The sequence below is a fragment of the Butyrivibrio sp. genome, assembly GCF_017433805.1.
Taxonomy (GTDB): Bacteria; Bacillota; Clostridia; order Lachnospirales; family Lachnospiraceae; genus Butyrivibrio.
This window is the reverse complement of the sequence record NZ_JAFRGN010000043.1, coordinates 1-15,961: the sequence shown is the minus strand read 5'-3', so window position 1 is coordinate 15,961 and position 15,961 is coordinate 1. Positions and strand designations below refer to the sequence as shown.

14 protein-coding genes and 1 pseudogene are annotated in these 15,961 nt (G+C 41.5%); 13 read left to right on the top strand and 2 right to left on the bottom strand.

Annotated features, from left to right (window positions below; all coding sequences use genetic code 11):
* Positions 1-121 precede the first annotated feature (121 nt).
* The gene (locus tag IJI01_RS11010; RefSeq protein ID WP_292190118.1) at positions 122-814 is read left to right on the top strand and encodes an iron-sulfur cluster assembly scaffold protein; all 693 of its coding nucleotides are present in this window, start codon (positions 122-124) and stop codon (positions 812-814) included.
* A 23-nt stretch (positions 815-837) separates the two neighbouring features.
* Positions 838-1,857: a GGGtGRT protein gene (locus tag IJI01_RS11005; RefSeq protein WP_073384489.1), complete on the top strand. Its 1,020-nt coding sequence runs from the start codon at positions 838-840 to the stop codon at positions 1,855-1,857.
* A gap of 69 nt (positions 1,858-1,926) precedes the next feature.
* On the opposite strand, the gene IJI01_RS11000 is transcribed toward IJI01_RS11005, so the two are convergent.
* Positions 1,927-3,315, bottom strand: coding sequence for a GGDEF domain-containing protein (locus tag IJI01_RS11000; protein WP_292190117.1), 1,389 nt, complete (start codon positions 3,313-3,315; stop codon positions 1,927-1,929).
* Positions 3,316-3,548: 233 nt separating this feature from the next.
* Here IJI01_RS11000 and IJI01_RS10995 point away from each other — a divergent pair, with 233 nt between their 5' ends.
* The 5 genes from IJI01_RS10995 to IJI01_RS10975 are packed head-to-tail and all read left to right on the top strand — an operon-like array spanning position 3,549 to position 9,494.
* The gene (locus IJI01_RS10995; protein ID WP_292190115.1) at positions 3,549-3,992 is read left to right on the top strand and encodes an NfeD family protein; all 444 of its coding nucleotides are present in this window, start codon (positions 3,549-3,551) and stop codon (positions 3,990-3,992) included.
* Between the two features lie 3 nt (positions 3,993-3,995).
* The gene (locus IJI01_RS10990) at positions 3,996-4,913 is read left to right on the top strand and encodes an SPFH domain-containing protein (protein ID WP_292190112.1); all 918 of its coding nucleotides are present in this window, start codon (positions 3,996-3,998) and stop codon (positions 4,911-4,913) included.
* 50 nt (positions 4,914-4,963) lie between these two features.
* On the top strand, positions 4,964-6,781 hold the full coding sequence (locus IJI01_RS10985; protein ID WP_292190109.1) for an ABC transporter ATP-binding protein: 1,818 nt from the start codon (positions 4,964-4,966) through the stop codon (positions 6,779-6,781).
* Complete coding sequence (locus tag IJI01_RS10980) at positions 6,778-8,592, top strand: ABC transporter ATP-binding protein (protein WP_292190106.1); 1,815 nt, start codon at positions 6,778-6,780, stop codon at positions 8,590-8,592. The genes IJI01_RS10985 and IJI01_RS10980 overlap by 4 nt, the downstream gene beginning before the upstream one ends.
* Before the next feature lie 11 nt (positions 8,593-8,603).
* Positions 8,604-9,494, top strand: coding sequence for a metallophosphoesterase family protein (locus tag IJI01_RS10975; protein WP_292190103.1), 891 nt, complete (start codon positions 8,604-8,606; stop codon positions 9,492-9,494).
* 74 nt (positions 9,495-9,568) lie between these two features.
* Here IJI01_RS10975 and IJI01_RS10970 read toward each other — a convergent pair whose 3' ends face one another.
* Positions 9,569-9,985 carry a hypothetical protein gene (locus IJI01_RS10970; protein WP_292190102.1) on the bottom strand — a complete coding sequence of 139 codons (417 nt, stop codon included), beginning with the start codon at positions 9,983-9,985 and terminating at the stop codon, positions 9,569-9,571.
* Between the two features lie 220 nt (positions 9,986-10,205).
* On the opposite strand from IJI01_RS10970, the gene IJI01_RS10965 reads away from it, so the two are divergent.
* The 6 genes and pseudogenes from IJI01_RS10965 to IJI01_RS10945 all read left to right on the top strand — a co-directional run bounded on the left by IJI01_RS10965 (position 10,206) and on the right by IJI01_RS10945 (position 15,780).
* Positions 10,206-10,955, top strand: a complete 750-nt coding sequence (locus IJI01_RS10965; protein WP_292190100.1) for an SIMPL domain-containing protein — start codon at positions 10,206-10,208, stop codon at positions 10,953-10,955.
* 259 nt (positions 10,956-11,214) lie between these two features.
* The gene (locus IJI01_RS10960; protein WP_026488498.1) at positions 11,215-11,499 is read left to right on the top strand and encodes a co-chaperone GroES; all 285 of its coding nucleotides are present in this window, start codon (positions 11,215-11,217) and stop codon (positions 11,497-11,499) included.
* 188 nt (positions 11,500-11,687) lie between these two features.
* Positions 11,688-13,313, top strand: a complete 1,626-nt coding sequence (groL, locus tag IJI01_RS10955; protein WP_292190093.1) for a chaperonin GroEL — start codon at positions 11,688-11,690, stop codon at positions 13,311-13,313.
* A gap of 136 nt (positions 13,314-13,449) precedes the next feature.
* Positions 13,450-13,848 (top strand): hypothetical protein, encoded by a 399-nt coding sequence (locus tag IJI01_RS10950; protein WP_292190091.1) that lies wholly within the window; start codon positions 13,450-13,452, stop codon positions 13,846-13,848.
* A gap of 12 nt (positions 13,849-13,860) precedes the next feature.
* Positions 13,861-14,220: pseudogene (locus IJI01_RS14930) on the top strand (flagellin); the annotation flags it as partial.
* Positions 14,206-15,780, top strand: a complete 1,575-nt coding sequence (locus IJI01_RS10945; RefSeq protein ID WP_442861682.1) for a flagellin — start codon at positions 14,206-14,208, stop codon at positions 15,778-15,780. The pseudogene IJI01_RS14930 and the gene IJI01_RS10945, both read left to right, overlap by 15 nt.
* Positions 15,781-15,961: the final 181 nt, after the last annotated feature.

Here is a 15,961-nt window from a genome sequence, read left to right as displayed (position 1 = left end):
GCATATAAACTGACATGTAAGAGCCATCTTTGATTGCATGTGGCATATCATAAGGCATGCGGTCATCTAATAGGTAGTAAGTAATGAAAGTTACTTTACAATACGAAAGGAGATTTTTCACATGATTTACTCAACAGAGGTAAAAAATATGTGTCCCGTAACACAAGGGGTACATCATGGCGCTGCTCCCATTCCTGAAGAGGCTAAATGGGTAAAGTCAAAAGAAATTAAGGACATTTCAGGCTATACACATGGTATTGGCTGGTGTGCTCCTCAGCAGGGTTGCTGTAAGCTTTCACTTAACGTTAAGGAAGGTATCATTCAGGAGGCACTCGTTGAGACTATCGGATGCTCTGGTATGACACATTCAGCAGCTATGGCAGCTGAGATTCTTCCAGGACTTACAGTTCTCGAAGCTCTTAACACAGACCTTGTTTGTGATGCTATCAACACAGCTATGAGAGAGCTCTTCCTTCAGATCGTTTATGGACGTACACAGTCTGCATTCTCTGAGGATGGACTTCAGATCGGCGCTGGTCTTGAGGATCTTGGTAAGGGTAACCGTTCAATGGTTGGTACAACATACGGTACACTTGAGAAGGGACCTCGTTACCTCGAGCTTACAGATGGTTACATCACAGATGTTGCTCTTGATGAGAATGATGAGATCATCGGATATAAATACGTTAACTTTGGTAAGATGATGGACTTCATCAAGGCTGGTGATGATGCTAACACAGCTCTTGAGAAGGCTAAGGGACAGTATGGACGTGTTGCAGATGCAGCTAGATGCATCGATCCTAGACACGAGTAATAGGTAAGAAGGAGGAAATTAAAATGGCTTTATTTGAATCATATGAAAGAAGAGAGCCCCAGATCCTGGCTTGCCTTAAGGAGTATGGAATCTCTTCAATCGAAGAATGTAGAGATATTTGCATGAATGCTGGTATCGATGTATACAAGCTCATCGAGGGCATTCAGCCAATCTGTTTTGAAAATGCTAAGTGGGCTTACACTGTAGGTGCTGCTATCGCAATTAAGAAGAACTGCCGCAAGGCTGCTGATGCAGCTGCTGCAATCGGTATCGGACTTCAGGCTTTCTGTATCCCTGGATCAGTTGCTGATCGTCGTAAGGTAGGTCTTGGACATGGTAACCTTGGTAAGATGCTTCTTGAAGAGGATACAGAGTGCTTCGCATTCCTTGCTGGTCACGAGTCATTCGCAGCTGCTGAGGGTGCTATCGGTATCGCAGAGAAGGCTAACAAGGTTCGTCAGAAACCTCTTAGAGTTATCCTTAACGGTCTTGGTAAGGATGCTGCTCAGATCATTTCTCGTATCAACGGTTTCACATATGTTGAGACAGAGTACGATTACTACACAGGTGAGGTTAAGGAAGTATTCAGAAAGTGCTACTCTAAGGATGCTAATTCACCTCGTGCTAAGGTTAACTGCTACGGCGCTAACGACGTACAGGAAGGTGTTGCTATCATGTGGAAGGAGAATGTTGATGTATCTATCACAGGTAACTCAACTAACCCTACAAGATTCCAGCACCCAGTTGCAGGTACATACAAGAAGGAGCGTGTTGAGGCTGGTAAGAAGTACTTCTCAGTTGCTTCAGGTGGCGGTACAGGACGTACACTTCACCCAGATAACATGGCTGCAGGCCCAGCTTCTTATGGTATGACAGATACTATGGGACGTATGCACTCAGATGCTCAGTTTGCTGGTTCTTCATCAGTTCCTGCTCACGTTGAGATGATGGGTCTTATCGGCGCTGGTAACAACCCTATGGTTGGTATGACAGTTTCAACTGCTGTATCAATCGAAGAGGCTGCTAAGGCTGGTAAGTTCTAATTATTTGAACAATAATAAAAGGTGTCATCGTTTACGATGGCACCTTTTTTAGTGGGAAAATTCATATAATTATTTGAGCATGTCAGGATTGTTGTAGTAGAAGTCTTCCTTGAACTCCTGCTCATATTCGTTTGCAAATCTCATGGCAGCGTGAAGGTTTCCTTCCGTCATGTCAGTGTAGTATCCAACTGTGAAGTAAACCCATTCTGGATCGTTGGCTTTTTCCTTCAGCTCTTTTATCTTGGCATCAAAGCCGTCCTTGGAGCTGTTGGTTGAGATGATGGCAAATTCATCACCGGATGATCTGAAGATGAAATCATCCTTGAATACATCTCTTAGGATCCTGCCGGCATCGCTAAGAAGGTTATTTCCTGCATCGTGGCCCTGCTGGATATTGACTGTACGAAGAGTGTTCAGGTTACAGAAAGCTACACTGAATGGAGTCTTACTGATACGAAGTTCCAATGCAAGTTCATCAACCTTACTGTTCATGGCATTTCTGTTCTGTACACCGGTTCTGATATCCAGCGAACTGAGAGTTTTGAGCTTGTCTATGAAGATATGGTGAGCAACTTCAGAAGCAAGGAAGAAGGATACCATTTCTATTGTGTCTTTTAATCTGGAAAGATGAGAAACGTCAAAATTCGTTATGTAAAGGTATCCGATGATCATGTTCTGATGAATGAAAGGAGCAAGGATAAGACTCCTTACGTCATTATCTCTAAGAGTCTGAACCCATTCTGGTGCCTTGGATTCGAAATCCTTCATATCCTGTTCATTGCGGATTATGATGCAGTCTGTCTCAGAAATGAGCTCTTCCCAGGATTCAACAACTTCATAAGGAATATCAGCAAATACATCATGAAGGTTTTTGAGGTTATTTCTGACGCTTTCACTTACAACCTCAAACTGGTACATGTCCTTTGAAACAGTCATAATAGATGCAGCAAAAGAATCTGTGAACTCTCGGATATCTTTGGTTACAGTTGCCATTGTTGCATAGAAATCGTCGTCCTTACGAAGATTAATGCAGGTTCTGATAACAAAGCTTGCTATATCAGGTGAAATCATAGAATATTTGCCTGATTCCATTTCTTTACTCAGGTTATACATAAACTGGCAGTAACCAATCTTATCATCGCCGCCGTTGTTCATTGGGATGATAATATCTTCAGTCCAGTATCCATAGAGTCTTGAAGTATCGATATATGCATGATAATGCTCGTTTTCCCAAGCCGCTTTGAAGAGAATATCTTCAAATTTTGGATCCTTGGGAAGCTTGGCATCATAGGTCAGCCCCTCAACATCTTCACCAGTCATGCTGAATTTACTGTTGGTTGCGGCCATACGAATCTCACCACAGGTGCCATCTGCCTTTTTCTCTACTGACATGATAGCGCAGGGCATATCGCAAAGATTTACTATACTCTTGAGAGTTGAATAATCGATACCTGACATTTCAGCCTCCAGTTATTTATATAATAAATACGACATAACGATTACAATTCTACCATTATATAATAACACATTGTTAACTAAAAAACATTTACATGTGTTCTGCGAATTATTAAATAGTTATTAAAAATGCTGAAAATATCAGATTACATCGGGAAATATGTACTTCCTTGCCAGAGGATAATGAAGTATAATAATCCTAGCTGCATCGCAGCATTAAGAGAGGAGGTATGGGGATGACAAATGTTTCATATGCAGTATTCTGGCTGCTTCTGACTGTAGTTCTTGCGGTCATTGAGCTTTCCACTATGGGACTTATAACTATCTGGTTTGCCATCGGCGCAGCTGTGACTATTATAGTGTCACTTCTTGGTGGAAATATCTGGGTACAGCTTTTTACATTTGTGATAGTATCCACGGTTATTCTTTTAACTGTGCGGCCTATTGCAGCAGCGCACTTTAATAACCACATTAAGAAGACCAATATTGATGCTCTTGTCGGTAGGAAACTGATTGTCAAAGTGGAAATTGACAATATCAAGGGAACTGGCAAAGTTGATATGGATGGTTCTACATGGCTTGCAGCTTCCAGTATTGATGAGGTTGTAATTGAGGCTGGAGCAGAGGTTAGAGTGGTTCGCGTTCAGGGAGCAAAGCTTATTGTTGAAAGGGAGGTTTAAGTTATGTCTATTTATGTTTTACTAGCTCTTATTATTCTTATTTTGATTTTATTTGCAGCAAATATTAAGATCGTGCCACAGGCTCACTCATATGTAGTAGAGAGACTTGGCGCATACAAGGAGACCTGGGATGTAGGTCTTCATATCAAGGTTCCATTTATCGACAGAGTGGCTAGACAGGTTGATCTCAAGGAGCAGTATTGTGATTTCCCACCTCAGCCTGTTATCACACAGGATAACGTTACTATGCAGATCGATTCAATCGTATTCTTCAGAATTTCTGATCCTATGGCTTATGCTTATGGTGTTAGAAATCCTATCGGAGCTATTGAGAACCTTACAGCTACAACACTTCGTAACGTAATCGGTTCACTTACTCTTGATGAGACACTTACATCACGTGATCAGATCAATGCACAGATGCAGGATGCGCTTGATATTGCAACTGATCCTTGGGGTATCAAGATCACAAGAGTCGAGCTCAAGAACATCAATCCTCCAGAGCAGATCAGAGATGCCATGGAGAAGCAGATGAAGGCTGAGCGTGAGAAGAGAGAGAAGATCCTTTTCGCAGAAGGTGAGAAGCAGTCACAGATCACTGTTGCAGAAGGTGAGAAGCAGAGTAAGATTCTTCAGGCTGAAGCTGATAAGCAGGCTACAATCCTTAGAGCTGAAGCTGAGAGAGAGAAGAGAATAAGAGAAGCAGAAGGTCAGGCTGAAGCTATTAAGAGCGTTCAGAGGGCTAATGCTGAGGGTATCAAGATGTTAAAAGAGGCTGGTGCTGATGAGTCAGTACTTACTCTCAAGAGCCTTGAGGCATTTGAGAAGGCTTCTGATGGACAGGCTACTAAGATCATTGTTCCTTCAAATATTCAGGGAATTGCTGGTCTTGCGCAGTCTATCAAGGAAGTGGTTAAATAACATTTTGATAATCCCTGCCACTAATAATGCAGAATAATAGGGATTATAATATGTCATCAAATAATAACAAAAGATTCAAATCTAATTCAGATTTGGTTTTATACTTCCTTGAGGGAAGCAAGAGATTTTTCTTTTTAAGTATTATCTTTTCTGTTCTGGTTACATTTTTTGATCTTATCAATCCAAAAATCATACAGTACACTGTCGACTTCTGTATCTCAGATGCAGAGTCGAACAGTGTTCCTGTCTATCTGAAAAGAATAATGGATGGCCTTGGAGGAAGAGAGTTCCTTAGAGGCCATCTGTATTACATTGCTCTTGTGGTGGCTGTGGTAGCTCTTTTAACTGCTACCTTCAGGTATCTCTTCAGGCTGTGTAATGCGCAGGGTGCTGAGAAGCTTATCCAGAGAATGAGAGATAAGCTTTTTGAGCATATTATGCACCTGCCATTTACCTGGCATGGAGAGAATCACACAGGAGATATCATTCAGAGATGTACTTCTGATGTAGATACTATCAAGATGTTCATTTCTGAGCAGATGCTGTCTCTTTTCAGAATTGCGATCAGGATAATTGTAGCCATGTATTTTATGATTGGCATCAGCATACCTATGTCAATTGTATCAGCTGTGTTCATTCCTATAATTGTCATATATTCAGGCTTTTTCCATAAGCGTATCAGAACCGAGTTTGAAAGAGCTGACAGCGAAGAGGGAAGACTATCTGCAACTGCTCAGGAGAATCTGACAGGTGTGAGGGTTGTACGAGCCTTTGGCCGTGAAAAATATGAAAAAGACAGGTTCGTTAAACAGAACGCAGAATATACCCAGCTGTGGATCAACCTTATGAGAACGCTGGCAGCCTTCTGGTCTTCCAATGACCTTATTTCAGGTCTTCAGGTTATGCTGATTACGGTTCTGGGTGCAGTTTATTGCGTTCAGGATACTATTACAGTTGGTGAGTATATTGCTTTTGTATCATATAATTCCATGCTGGTTTGGCCTGTAAGAGCTCTTGGCAGAATCATCTCAGATATGAGTAAAGCCGGAGTATCAATAGAGCGTATAGCCTATATCATGAACTCAGAGACTGAGCATGATAAAGAGGGAGCTGTCACTCCATCACTTAATCAGGATATCACCTTTGACCATGTATCCTACGCTTATGAGAACGGCGGAGGAGAAGTTCTAAAAGATGTATCTTTTACCATCAAGGCAGGGACAACTTTCGGCATTCTTGGTGGAACTGGCTCAGGCAAGTCCACACTTATGTACCTTATGGACAGACTCTATGGGCTTAAGGAAGGCTGCGGAAGAATTCTCGTTGGAGATACTGATATTACAGATATCAAGGCGTCATGGCTTCGTCAGAATATTGGCTTTGTACTTCAGGAGCCATTCCTTTTTAGCAGAACCTTATCTGAGAACATTGGTATAACTCAGAAGAAAACTGATTTTGCAGAGATTCGTGCAGCTGCCAGAATAGCAGCTCTTGATGAGACTATAGAAGATTTTTCCAAGGGATATGAGACCTATGTTGGTGAGCGTGGTGTAACACTCTCGGGTGGACAGAAACAGCGAACTGCTATTGCACAGATGCTTGTTTCCAAGCCTCCGGTGATGGTTTTTGATGACTCACTTTCTGCTGTAGATACGCAGACTGATGCCAAGATAAGACATGCGCTTTCTGAGAATACTTCAGATTCCACAGTAGTTCTTATTTCGCACAGGATTATGACACTGATGAACGCCGACAACATAATTGTTCTGGACCACGGCAGGATTGCTGAGCAGGGAACTCATGAACAGTTACTTGAAAAGGGCGGCATTTACAAGAAGATTTATGATATTCAGATGCAGGGAACATGAACGAGAATACTAATATTAAACTAAAACTATTTGGAATACCTAGATTGTATCCGTATATCAAGCAGTACATTCCCAAGATTATTTTTATGATCTTCTTGGGAGTTCTGAGCTCGCTTGCGGATTCGTTATTTCCAATTTTTAATCAGTATGCCATTGATAATTTTGTTGGCAAAAAAACTCTTGAAGGCCTGTCGGTATTCATAATACTTTATGTTGCAGTTCTGGTTCTTCAGGTTGTTGATAATTTCATATGTTGTTATCTCTGCGGACAGGTAGAACTGTCTGTGGACAGAGATCTTCGTAATGCGGCATTCAGCCACTTACAGACCTTGTCCTTTGCCTACTTTAATCAGAACAATGTAGGCTATATCCATGCCAGAGTAATGAGTGATACCGGCAAAATCGGTATGATGGTGTCTTGGCGTATGATGGATATTATATGGCAGGGAGCGTTCGTTATTTTTGAACTTGTTCTGATGATGATCCTCAACTTCAGACTGGCTCTTTTTGTAATAGTTCTGGTGCCTATTGCAGTGGTACTTGTAATGTATTTCCAGAGTAAGCTTATAGTGCTGAATCGTAAGATCAGAGAGATCAATTCAACTATAACCAGTAACTTCAATGAAGGTATTACCGGAGCCAGAGCAATAAAGACTCTGGTTGTAGAGGATAAGATTCAGAGAGACTTTGAAGAAGATACTGAGAAGATGAGAGCAACCTCGGTGCATGCTACTCATTATTCAGCCTTTTTCACATCTGCAATTACCATGATGTCTTCCCTGGCGCTGGCACTTGTATTGTGGCGAGGTGGAATCATTACTTTGGACGGCGTTATACAGATAGGAACACTTTCTGTTTTCCTGTCCTATGCCCTTAGCATGATGGAGCCTATTCAGAACATTATCATCACTCTTTCTGAGCTCATTGCCGTTCAGGTTAATGTTGAGAGACTTACAAGGCTTCTTGAGACAGAGTCAGATGTATCTGATTCTCCTGAGGTTATCGAGAAATACGGAGATACCTTCAATCCTAAAAAAGAGAATTGGGAGCCACTTCACGGTGATGTTGAGTTTAAGGATGTAACCTTCAAATATCCTGATGGAGATGAATATGTTCTTACAAACTTTAACCTCAAGGTTCCCCAGGGTACCAATGTAGCGATTGTTGGTGAGACAGGTGCTGGTAAATCTACACTTGTTAACCTTGTGTGCAGATTCTTTAAACCTACAAGTGGTCAGGTTCTCATCGATGGTAGAGATGCAGCAGAGAGGTCACAGCTATGGCTTCACTCCAACATCGGATATGTTCTCCAGACACCACATCTTTTCTCTGGTTCAGTACGAGATAACCTTAGATATGGTAATCCTGATGCTACAGAGGAAGAAATCTGGAAAGCACTTGAGCTGGTATCGGCAGATGATATTGTAAGGCGTATGGACAAGGGACTTGACAGCGACGTAGGAGAGGATGGTGGAATGCTCTCAACTGGTGAGAAGCAGCTTCTTTCTTTTGCCAGAGCACTTCTTGCTGATCCAAGGATTTTGGTCCTTGATGAGGCCACAGCTTCTATAGATACAGTTACAGAGAAGGCTATTCAGGACGCTATCGTGACAGTTACCAAGGGCAGAACCTCTTTTGTAATTGCACACAGATTATCAACTATTGTTGATGCAGATATCATTCTTGTGGTTAATGATGGTAAAATTATAGAAAGAGGTACTCACCAGCAGCTCATGGATCAGAGAGGTTATTACTACGAGCTCTTTACCAAGCAGTTTGATGAAACAAGTACCAATGCAGTATTTGGCTGACAGGGGATTATATGGATATAGCAGTTTTTAGTGATATTCATGGTAACTATAGCGCTTTGCAGGCGTGTATAGACTATGCAGTTGGCAAGGGCATTACGAACTTTATGCTCCTTGGTGACTATGTCACTGACTGCCCGAGCCCTCAGAAGACCATGGAAAAGATATATGTTCTCAAACAGTACTTTAATACATATATCATCAGAGGCAACAGGGAAGAATATCTTTTAAACTACCGTAATAGCGGCGCAGGGAACTGGCGTAAAGGGTCGGCTTCAGGAGCGCTTCTTTATACCTACGAGAATCTTTCTGATAAAGACTTTAAGTTTTTTGAATCTCTACCTAACTACGGCGTATTTGAGATGAAGGGCTTTCCATCCTTTGAGTATTGTCATGGATCTCCATCCAATACTTCAGAGCTCCTGTATAAGGAAAAGCGTAATACCAAAAAGGTATTAACCCATCTTAAGGGCAATTGCCTGGTACACGGGCATACGCATATTCAGGGAACTTATGTATACCGCGGAAACAAGGCAATCAATCCTGGATCCATCGGAATCCCATGGTACTATGATGGTAAGACTCAGTTCTGCATATTACATGGTAGTGCCAAAGGCTGGGAAGAAGAATATATTCAGCTGGACTATAACAGAAAAGAGATCATAAGAGATTTTAAGTCCTCAGATGTCAGCAGATATGCACCTGCCTGGGCGGCGGTTTCCATGCATACCATCAGAACCGGAGTAGACCTTAATCAGACAGTTCTTTTGCGTGCCATGAGGCTTTGTGAGCAGGAGAGAGGAACAGTAAAATGGCCCAATATTCCTGAGAAATACTGGGCGATAGCTCTTAAAGAAAACTATATTGATCTGCATGGAAAAGAGATTCCGCATAGCGAAGAATAAAATAAAGGAAGTAACCAGCTGAATGTGGTTACTTCCTTTTTGAGTGCGCTATTTATTCCAACTGAATATGAACTTTAGATAGTTGTGTCATACTCTGTTGGTGTATTTGCTACTGTAGTCTTATTTGCATCCTTATCATACTGGGTTGCTGTTTCTTTAAGCTTCTGAAGAGTTGCTGATTTCTCAACATGTCCTGAACTGCTTACGCTGCCAAGGTGGCTGTCAAGGAAACTAGATTTGGCTGTGGATGTCTTTGCTGTTGATGTACTTGATGATGTACTGGTAGAGCTGGCTGTATCAGCCACAGAAGTTGTAGAGCCAGTCTCTCTGTATGCATTCAGAGCTGCCTTGTTACCAACTTTATTGACATATGATTTCATCAGGGAACCATAAGAGCCATTTTTGATGCTGGCATAGTCGCCAAGAAGACTATTCATGCTGGACATATAATCAAAATTTCCAGATAAACTTGAAAAGAAATTAGTGCTCATGTATTCACCTCCTTGAGTATAGCGTTTGCTCAAGTTGCAAACGTCAGAAAGTCCTTTTTCTGACAAAATAACTATAGTATCTTACGATTATTATTATTCGAAGGGACCATAAATGCAATTAAGTGGCAATTAAAAAGTGATTAAAATTGTATTATTACTGGGCGGTCCGTATAATATTAGTATAGTTATGAAGTTTCTTAGCATTTCAGGAGGGAAGAGTATGGAACAAAAGAAAAATAGTTGGGTTAATGCGCTTATAATTGGCCTGTGTGTAGTTAGCAGCTGCGCTCTTTTAGCCTTTGGACTTTCACACTTTAGATCTGAGAGTTCTCATGTCATTTCCGCAACAGGTAGTGCCAGTGTTGATTTTGAATCAGATATTATCATCTGGAGAGGCTCTTTTTCATCTACAGCCTTTACATCGCAGGAGGCCTACAACAAGATCAAAAAGGATGCAAATGTAGTTAAAGAGTACCTCACAAGTAATGGTGTTCAGGAAGCGGAGATCATTTTTGACTCTGTGGATATCAGAAGAACTTATCGTGACAATTATGATAATAATGGTAATTACATTGGCTCTGAAGCAGATGGCTATCAGCTCACACAGAGTGTTACAGTATCTTCATACAACCTTGATGTGGTTGAAAAGATATCCAGAGACATTTCAAGTCTTCTTGATAAAGGAGTAGAGCTTACTTCCAATTCACCAGAGTACTATTATTCTGATCTTGATGCACTCAAGCTCGATCTTATCGATAAGGCTTCAATAAATGCCAAGGACAGAATAGACATAATCGCCAAGAATTCAGGAGCAGGTCTTGGTAAACTCAAGAACTCAAGTCTTGGAGTATTCCAGATTACAGCCAGAAATACCGGAACAAGCAGCTATACATATGATGGAGCCTTTGATACAAGCGCCAGATACAAGACAGCTTCTATAACAGTGCGTCTTGAGTATGATCTTAAGTGATATTTTTGCATCCAATGAGCTTTACAAAGTCAGTTAAAATGGGCTTTGTAAAGCTCTTTTTATATGTATTGTAGAAAATATGAGAATAATAGAGTAATATAGAGATTAAAAGAGATATGCTAAGATATATCGATGCGATAGAGGTTGCATGTGTAACCATAAACAACTAATATATGTTCTTAGAGATTAGCACTCAATAATAATGAGTGCTAACAAAAATTAAAAAGCAAAGTATTTAACATATAAAGGAGGCTTTATTATGAAGTTAGAACCACTTGCAGACAGAGTTGTACTGAAGGCTCTTGAGGCTGAAGAGACTACAAAATCAGGAATCGTTCTTCCTGGAGCAGAGAAGGAGAAGCCACAGCAGGCTGAAGTTATCGCTGTAGGTCCTGGCGGAGTAGTAGACGGCAAGGAAGTTAAGATGCAGGTTAAGAAGGGTGACAATGTCATCTATTCCAAATATGCTGGAACAGAAGTTAAGCTTGATGACGAGACATTCATCATCGTTAAGCAGAACGACATTCTTGCAATCATTAAGTGAGTGATATAGCAGACAGAAGTCAATTGATCATGTGCTTGCACATATGATCAATTGACCTCGGGATGCGAACATACATGAGGAAGGAGCATGATAATGCGGATTCCGAATGTATGTAGGATTGCGAGAGTGAAACGGAGCAATCCGTATATCACTCGTATATTATATGAATTAATTCGGAGGAAACGAAAATGGCAAAGACAATTAAGTACGGCGCTGACGCCCGCACAGCTATGGTAGAAGGCGTTAATAAGCTTGCAGATACAGTAAGAGTAACAATCGGACCTAAGGGAAGAAACGTAGTTCTTGATAAATCTTACGGTGCACCTACAATCACAAACGACGGTGTTACAATCGCTAAAGAGATCGAGCTTGAGGATGCTTATGAGAACATGGGCGCTCAGCTTGTTAAGGAAGTAGCTACAAAGACTAACGACGTAGCAGGTGATGGTACAACAACAGCTACAGTTCTTGCACAGGCTCTGATCAATGAAGGTGTTAAGAACCTTGCAGCAGGTGCCAACCCAATCGTACTCAGAAAGGGTATGAAGAAGGCTACAGATAAGGCTGTAGAGGCTATCAGCAGCATGGCTACAAAGGTTAAGGGCAAAGAGCAGATCATGAGAGTTGCTGCAGTTTCATCAGGTGATGATGAGGTTGGACAGATGATCGCTGACGCTATGGAGAAAGTTTCCAACGATGGCGTTATCACAATCGAAGAGTCCAAGACAATGCAGACAGAGCTTGACCTTGTAGAAGGTATGCAGTTCGATAGAGGATATATCTCAGCTTACATGGCTACAGATATGGACAAGATGGAAGCTACACTTGAAGATCCATTCATCCTCATCACAGACAAGAAGATTTCAAACATTCAGGATATCCTTCCACTTCTTGAGCAGATCGTTAAGACAGGTTCTAAGCTTCTTATCATCGCTGAGGACGTTGAGGGCGAGGCTCTTACAACACTTATCGTTAACAAGCTTCGTGGAACATTCAACGTAGTAGCTGTTAAGGCTCCTGGCTATGGTGATCGTAGAAAGGCTATGCTTGAGGATATCGCTATCCTTACAGGTGGTAAGGTTATTTCTTCTGATCTTGGTCTTGAGCTCAAGGATACAACAATGGATGACCTTGGAAGAGCTAAGAGCATCAAGGTTGAGAAGGAGAAGACAACAATCGTTGACGGCCTTGGAAACAAGGACGAAATCAAGGCTAGAGTAGCTCAGATCAAGAAGCAGATTGAGGATACAACATCTGATTTCGATAAAGAAAAGCTTCAGGAGAGACTTGCTAAGCTCGCTGGCGGTGTTGCAGTTATCAGAGTTGGTGCTGCTACAGAGACAGAGATGAAGGAAGCTAAGTACAGAATGGAAGATGCTCTTAACGCAACAAGAGCTGCTGTAGAAGAGGGTATCATCTTCGGTGGTGGTAGTGCATATATCCACGCTTCCAAGGAAGTTGCTAAGCTTGCTGATTCACTTGATGGTGATGAGAAGACAGGTGCTAAGGTAGTTCTTAAGGCTCTTGAGGCTCCTCTTTTCCACATCGCTAACAATGCAGGTCTTGATGGCTCTGTAATCGTTAACAAGGTTAAGGAGTCCAAGAAGGGTATCGGCTTCAACGCATATACAGAAGAGTATGTAGACATGGTTAAGGATGGTATCATCGATCCTGCCAAGGTTACACGTTCAGCTCTTCAGAACGCTACATCTGTTGCATCAAGCTTCCTTACAACAGAGGCTGCTGTAGCAACAGTTAAAGAGCCAGTTCCTCCAATGCCAGCAGGCGGCGCAGGAATGGGCGGTATGATGTAATTTGATCTTTAGTTTGGCACCTGGTCTGTAAGGCCAGGTGTTTTTTTGTTTAAAAGTTAAAGTAAATACTCTAATTGACCGATAAACAGAATGATAGAGGTGAACTATGTTTGCTTCACCCCGTGGGAGAAAACAAATGGGACAACTTATTAGTCTTAAATGCGAAAAATGTGGATATGAAGTAAACCTTGGCGTAGGTGCAGGCCTTACTTTTAACAGTCTCGATACAGTCCTGACCCTGTTTGACAAACCTACGCAGGATAAGATAAAAGCCGCTATTGAGCAGTACCCTAGAAATTTTTGGTACGTTTCAAAAGAAATAGGCGTATGCGACAAGTGCGGCAGAATATCAGGCGTTGCAGTATTTAAACTCAATCAGGAAAATGGACAGTTTATTGTATATAAGGCTAAATGTCCATGCGGTGCTGAAGTAGATATATACGATTCAGAAGAAGTAATAGAAGGTAAGACAAAGATTTCATGTCCTCCATGCGGAGAACCCTTAGAAGTAACAGTTAATGGCCACTGGGATTAAGAATCCAGGTGAATGTCTATGGTAGTTCAGCATAATATAAGCGGAATGAATTCCAGAAGACAACTGAATATCACTACCGGAGTACAGGCTAAATCATCTGAGAAACTGTCATCTGGATACAGAATCAACAGGGCAGCGGATGATGCAGCTGGTCTTGCGATAAGTGAGAAAATGCGCAGACAGATCCGTGGTCTTACACAGGCATCCAGTAATGCTCAGGATGGTATTTCCTGGTGCCAGATTGCTGATGGAGCTCTCGATGAAGTCAGCACTATGCTGAGCAGAGCCAAAGAACTTGCAGTTCAGGCAGCTAATGATACCCTTATGTCTGAAGACAGGAAGTATATTAACGAAGAGATGCAGAAGATGGCTGCAGAGATAGACAGAATTCACGCATCTACAGAGTTTAATAATATTCATATCTTTTCTGATGATGGCTATGAGCCTAACGAGAATATCAGTGTTACTGAAACTGATGGAAAGCTTATGGTCAATCTTTCCAATGGGAAATCCATAGAAATATCTGTAGATTTCATAGGCAACGATGGACTAGAGAACACTGTAAAGGAATCTTCTGCTTCAGGAAATGATACAAGCTATAAAGATTCTGATTTTGCCAAGTTCATTCAAAATGCTGCAGCAAGTGCTGTTTCTCAGCTTGCATCCAAATATGACAGACTGTTTGACGTTGCTTCCTCTGATAACATCAAGATAGGTCTTGATCTGACTAACGTTGATGGTCAGGGTGGAACACTAGCAGTTGCATCACTTAAGATGTCCTGGACCAACGACTATTCAATGATGTCATATAGCCTTAAGGTTGATACATCTGACTATAATGAAAGTAATTATGCAAGTATGACACAGGCACAGAAGTCTGATCTTGCATCTGTAATAGCTCACGAGATGACGCATCTTGTTATGTACGACACATTAACAGATGGAATGCTTAATGGTTTTCCTAAGTGGTTCATCGAAGGTATGGCGCAGACATCAAGTGGGGATAATGGATGGGTGTCAGGAAGTATTGGCCCTTCTTCAAGTGATGCGTCGGTTAAGAATTACATGAGCCAGATGACATCCATGCCTTATGGTGCAGGATATCTTGCAACTATGTATCTGGGATATGCAGTTTCTTCAAAAGCTGGTAATACAACGGTATCTTCCGCGAACATATTAGATGGTTTGGAATCACTGATGGTAGATATGGCTACCAATAAACACTCTTTGGATGAGGCTATAGCTTCTCTTACTAATTATTCCGGACTGTCAGACTTTACAAGCGGCTTTAAAAATGCTGATTCAGATGCATTTACCTTTACTAGAAATCTTCTGAATGAAAGAGGAACTACCGGAGCAGGTTCTCTTCTTGGAAATCTTGGACAGTCAGAAAATGATGTTTTTTCAGGTGCTGGTAGCGGCGGCTCTTATGGCTCATATAATGTGGATACCAGCAACACCTGGATTACTAATGCGTATGGAACAGGATATACCTTACCTGAAAAAGGAAGCATTAGTGGTGATGTTGGTAAGATGCTATATCTTCAGGTTGGTTCAGAGACATCTTCTGAGAACCAGATCGGAGTTAAGCGCTACAATATGACCATGATGTCTATTGCTGAGGGCAATACCTTTGACACATCCACAAGAGAGAATGCCCTTGAGACTATTGAAACAGTTAATATAGCAGGACGAAACGTAGCACAAGTCAGAAGCTACTATGGCGCTCTTCAGAATAGATTAGAGCATACGATCAAGAACCTTGATAATGTTGTAGAGAATACTCAGAGCGCTGAATCACTTATTCGTGATACAGATATGGCTGCCGAGATGGTCAAGTATTCCAATAACAACATCTTAGCTCAGGCTGGACAGGCGATGCTGGCTCAGGCTAATCAGTCTAATCAGGGTGTTCTGTCGCTATTACAGTAAAAAGTTAGATAAATAAAAATGTATATTCAGAGTCAGGGATTTGAACAGGGGTCTGTCAAGTAAACAAGTTAAATAAACAAATTAAGCATAGAAAAAAGGTGATCACTTCATAGGATGTGGTCACCCTTTTTGATTATCGAGATTATATTCAGCTTGCAATGATGACGGCCTTAGCTGTCAC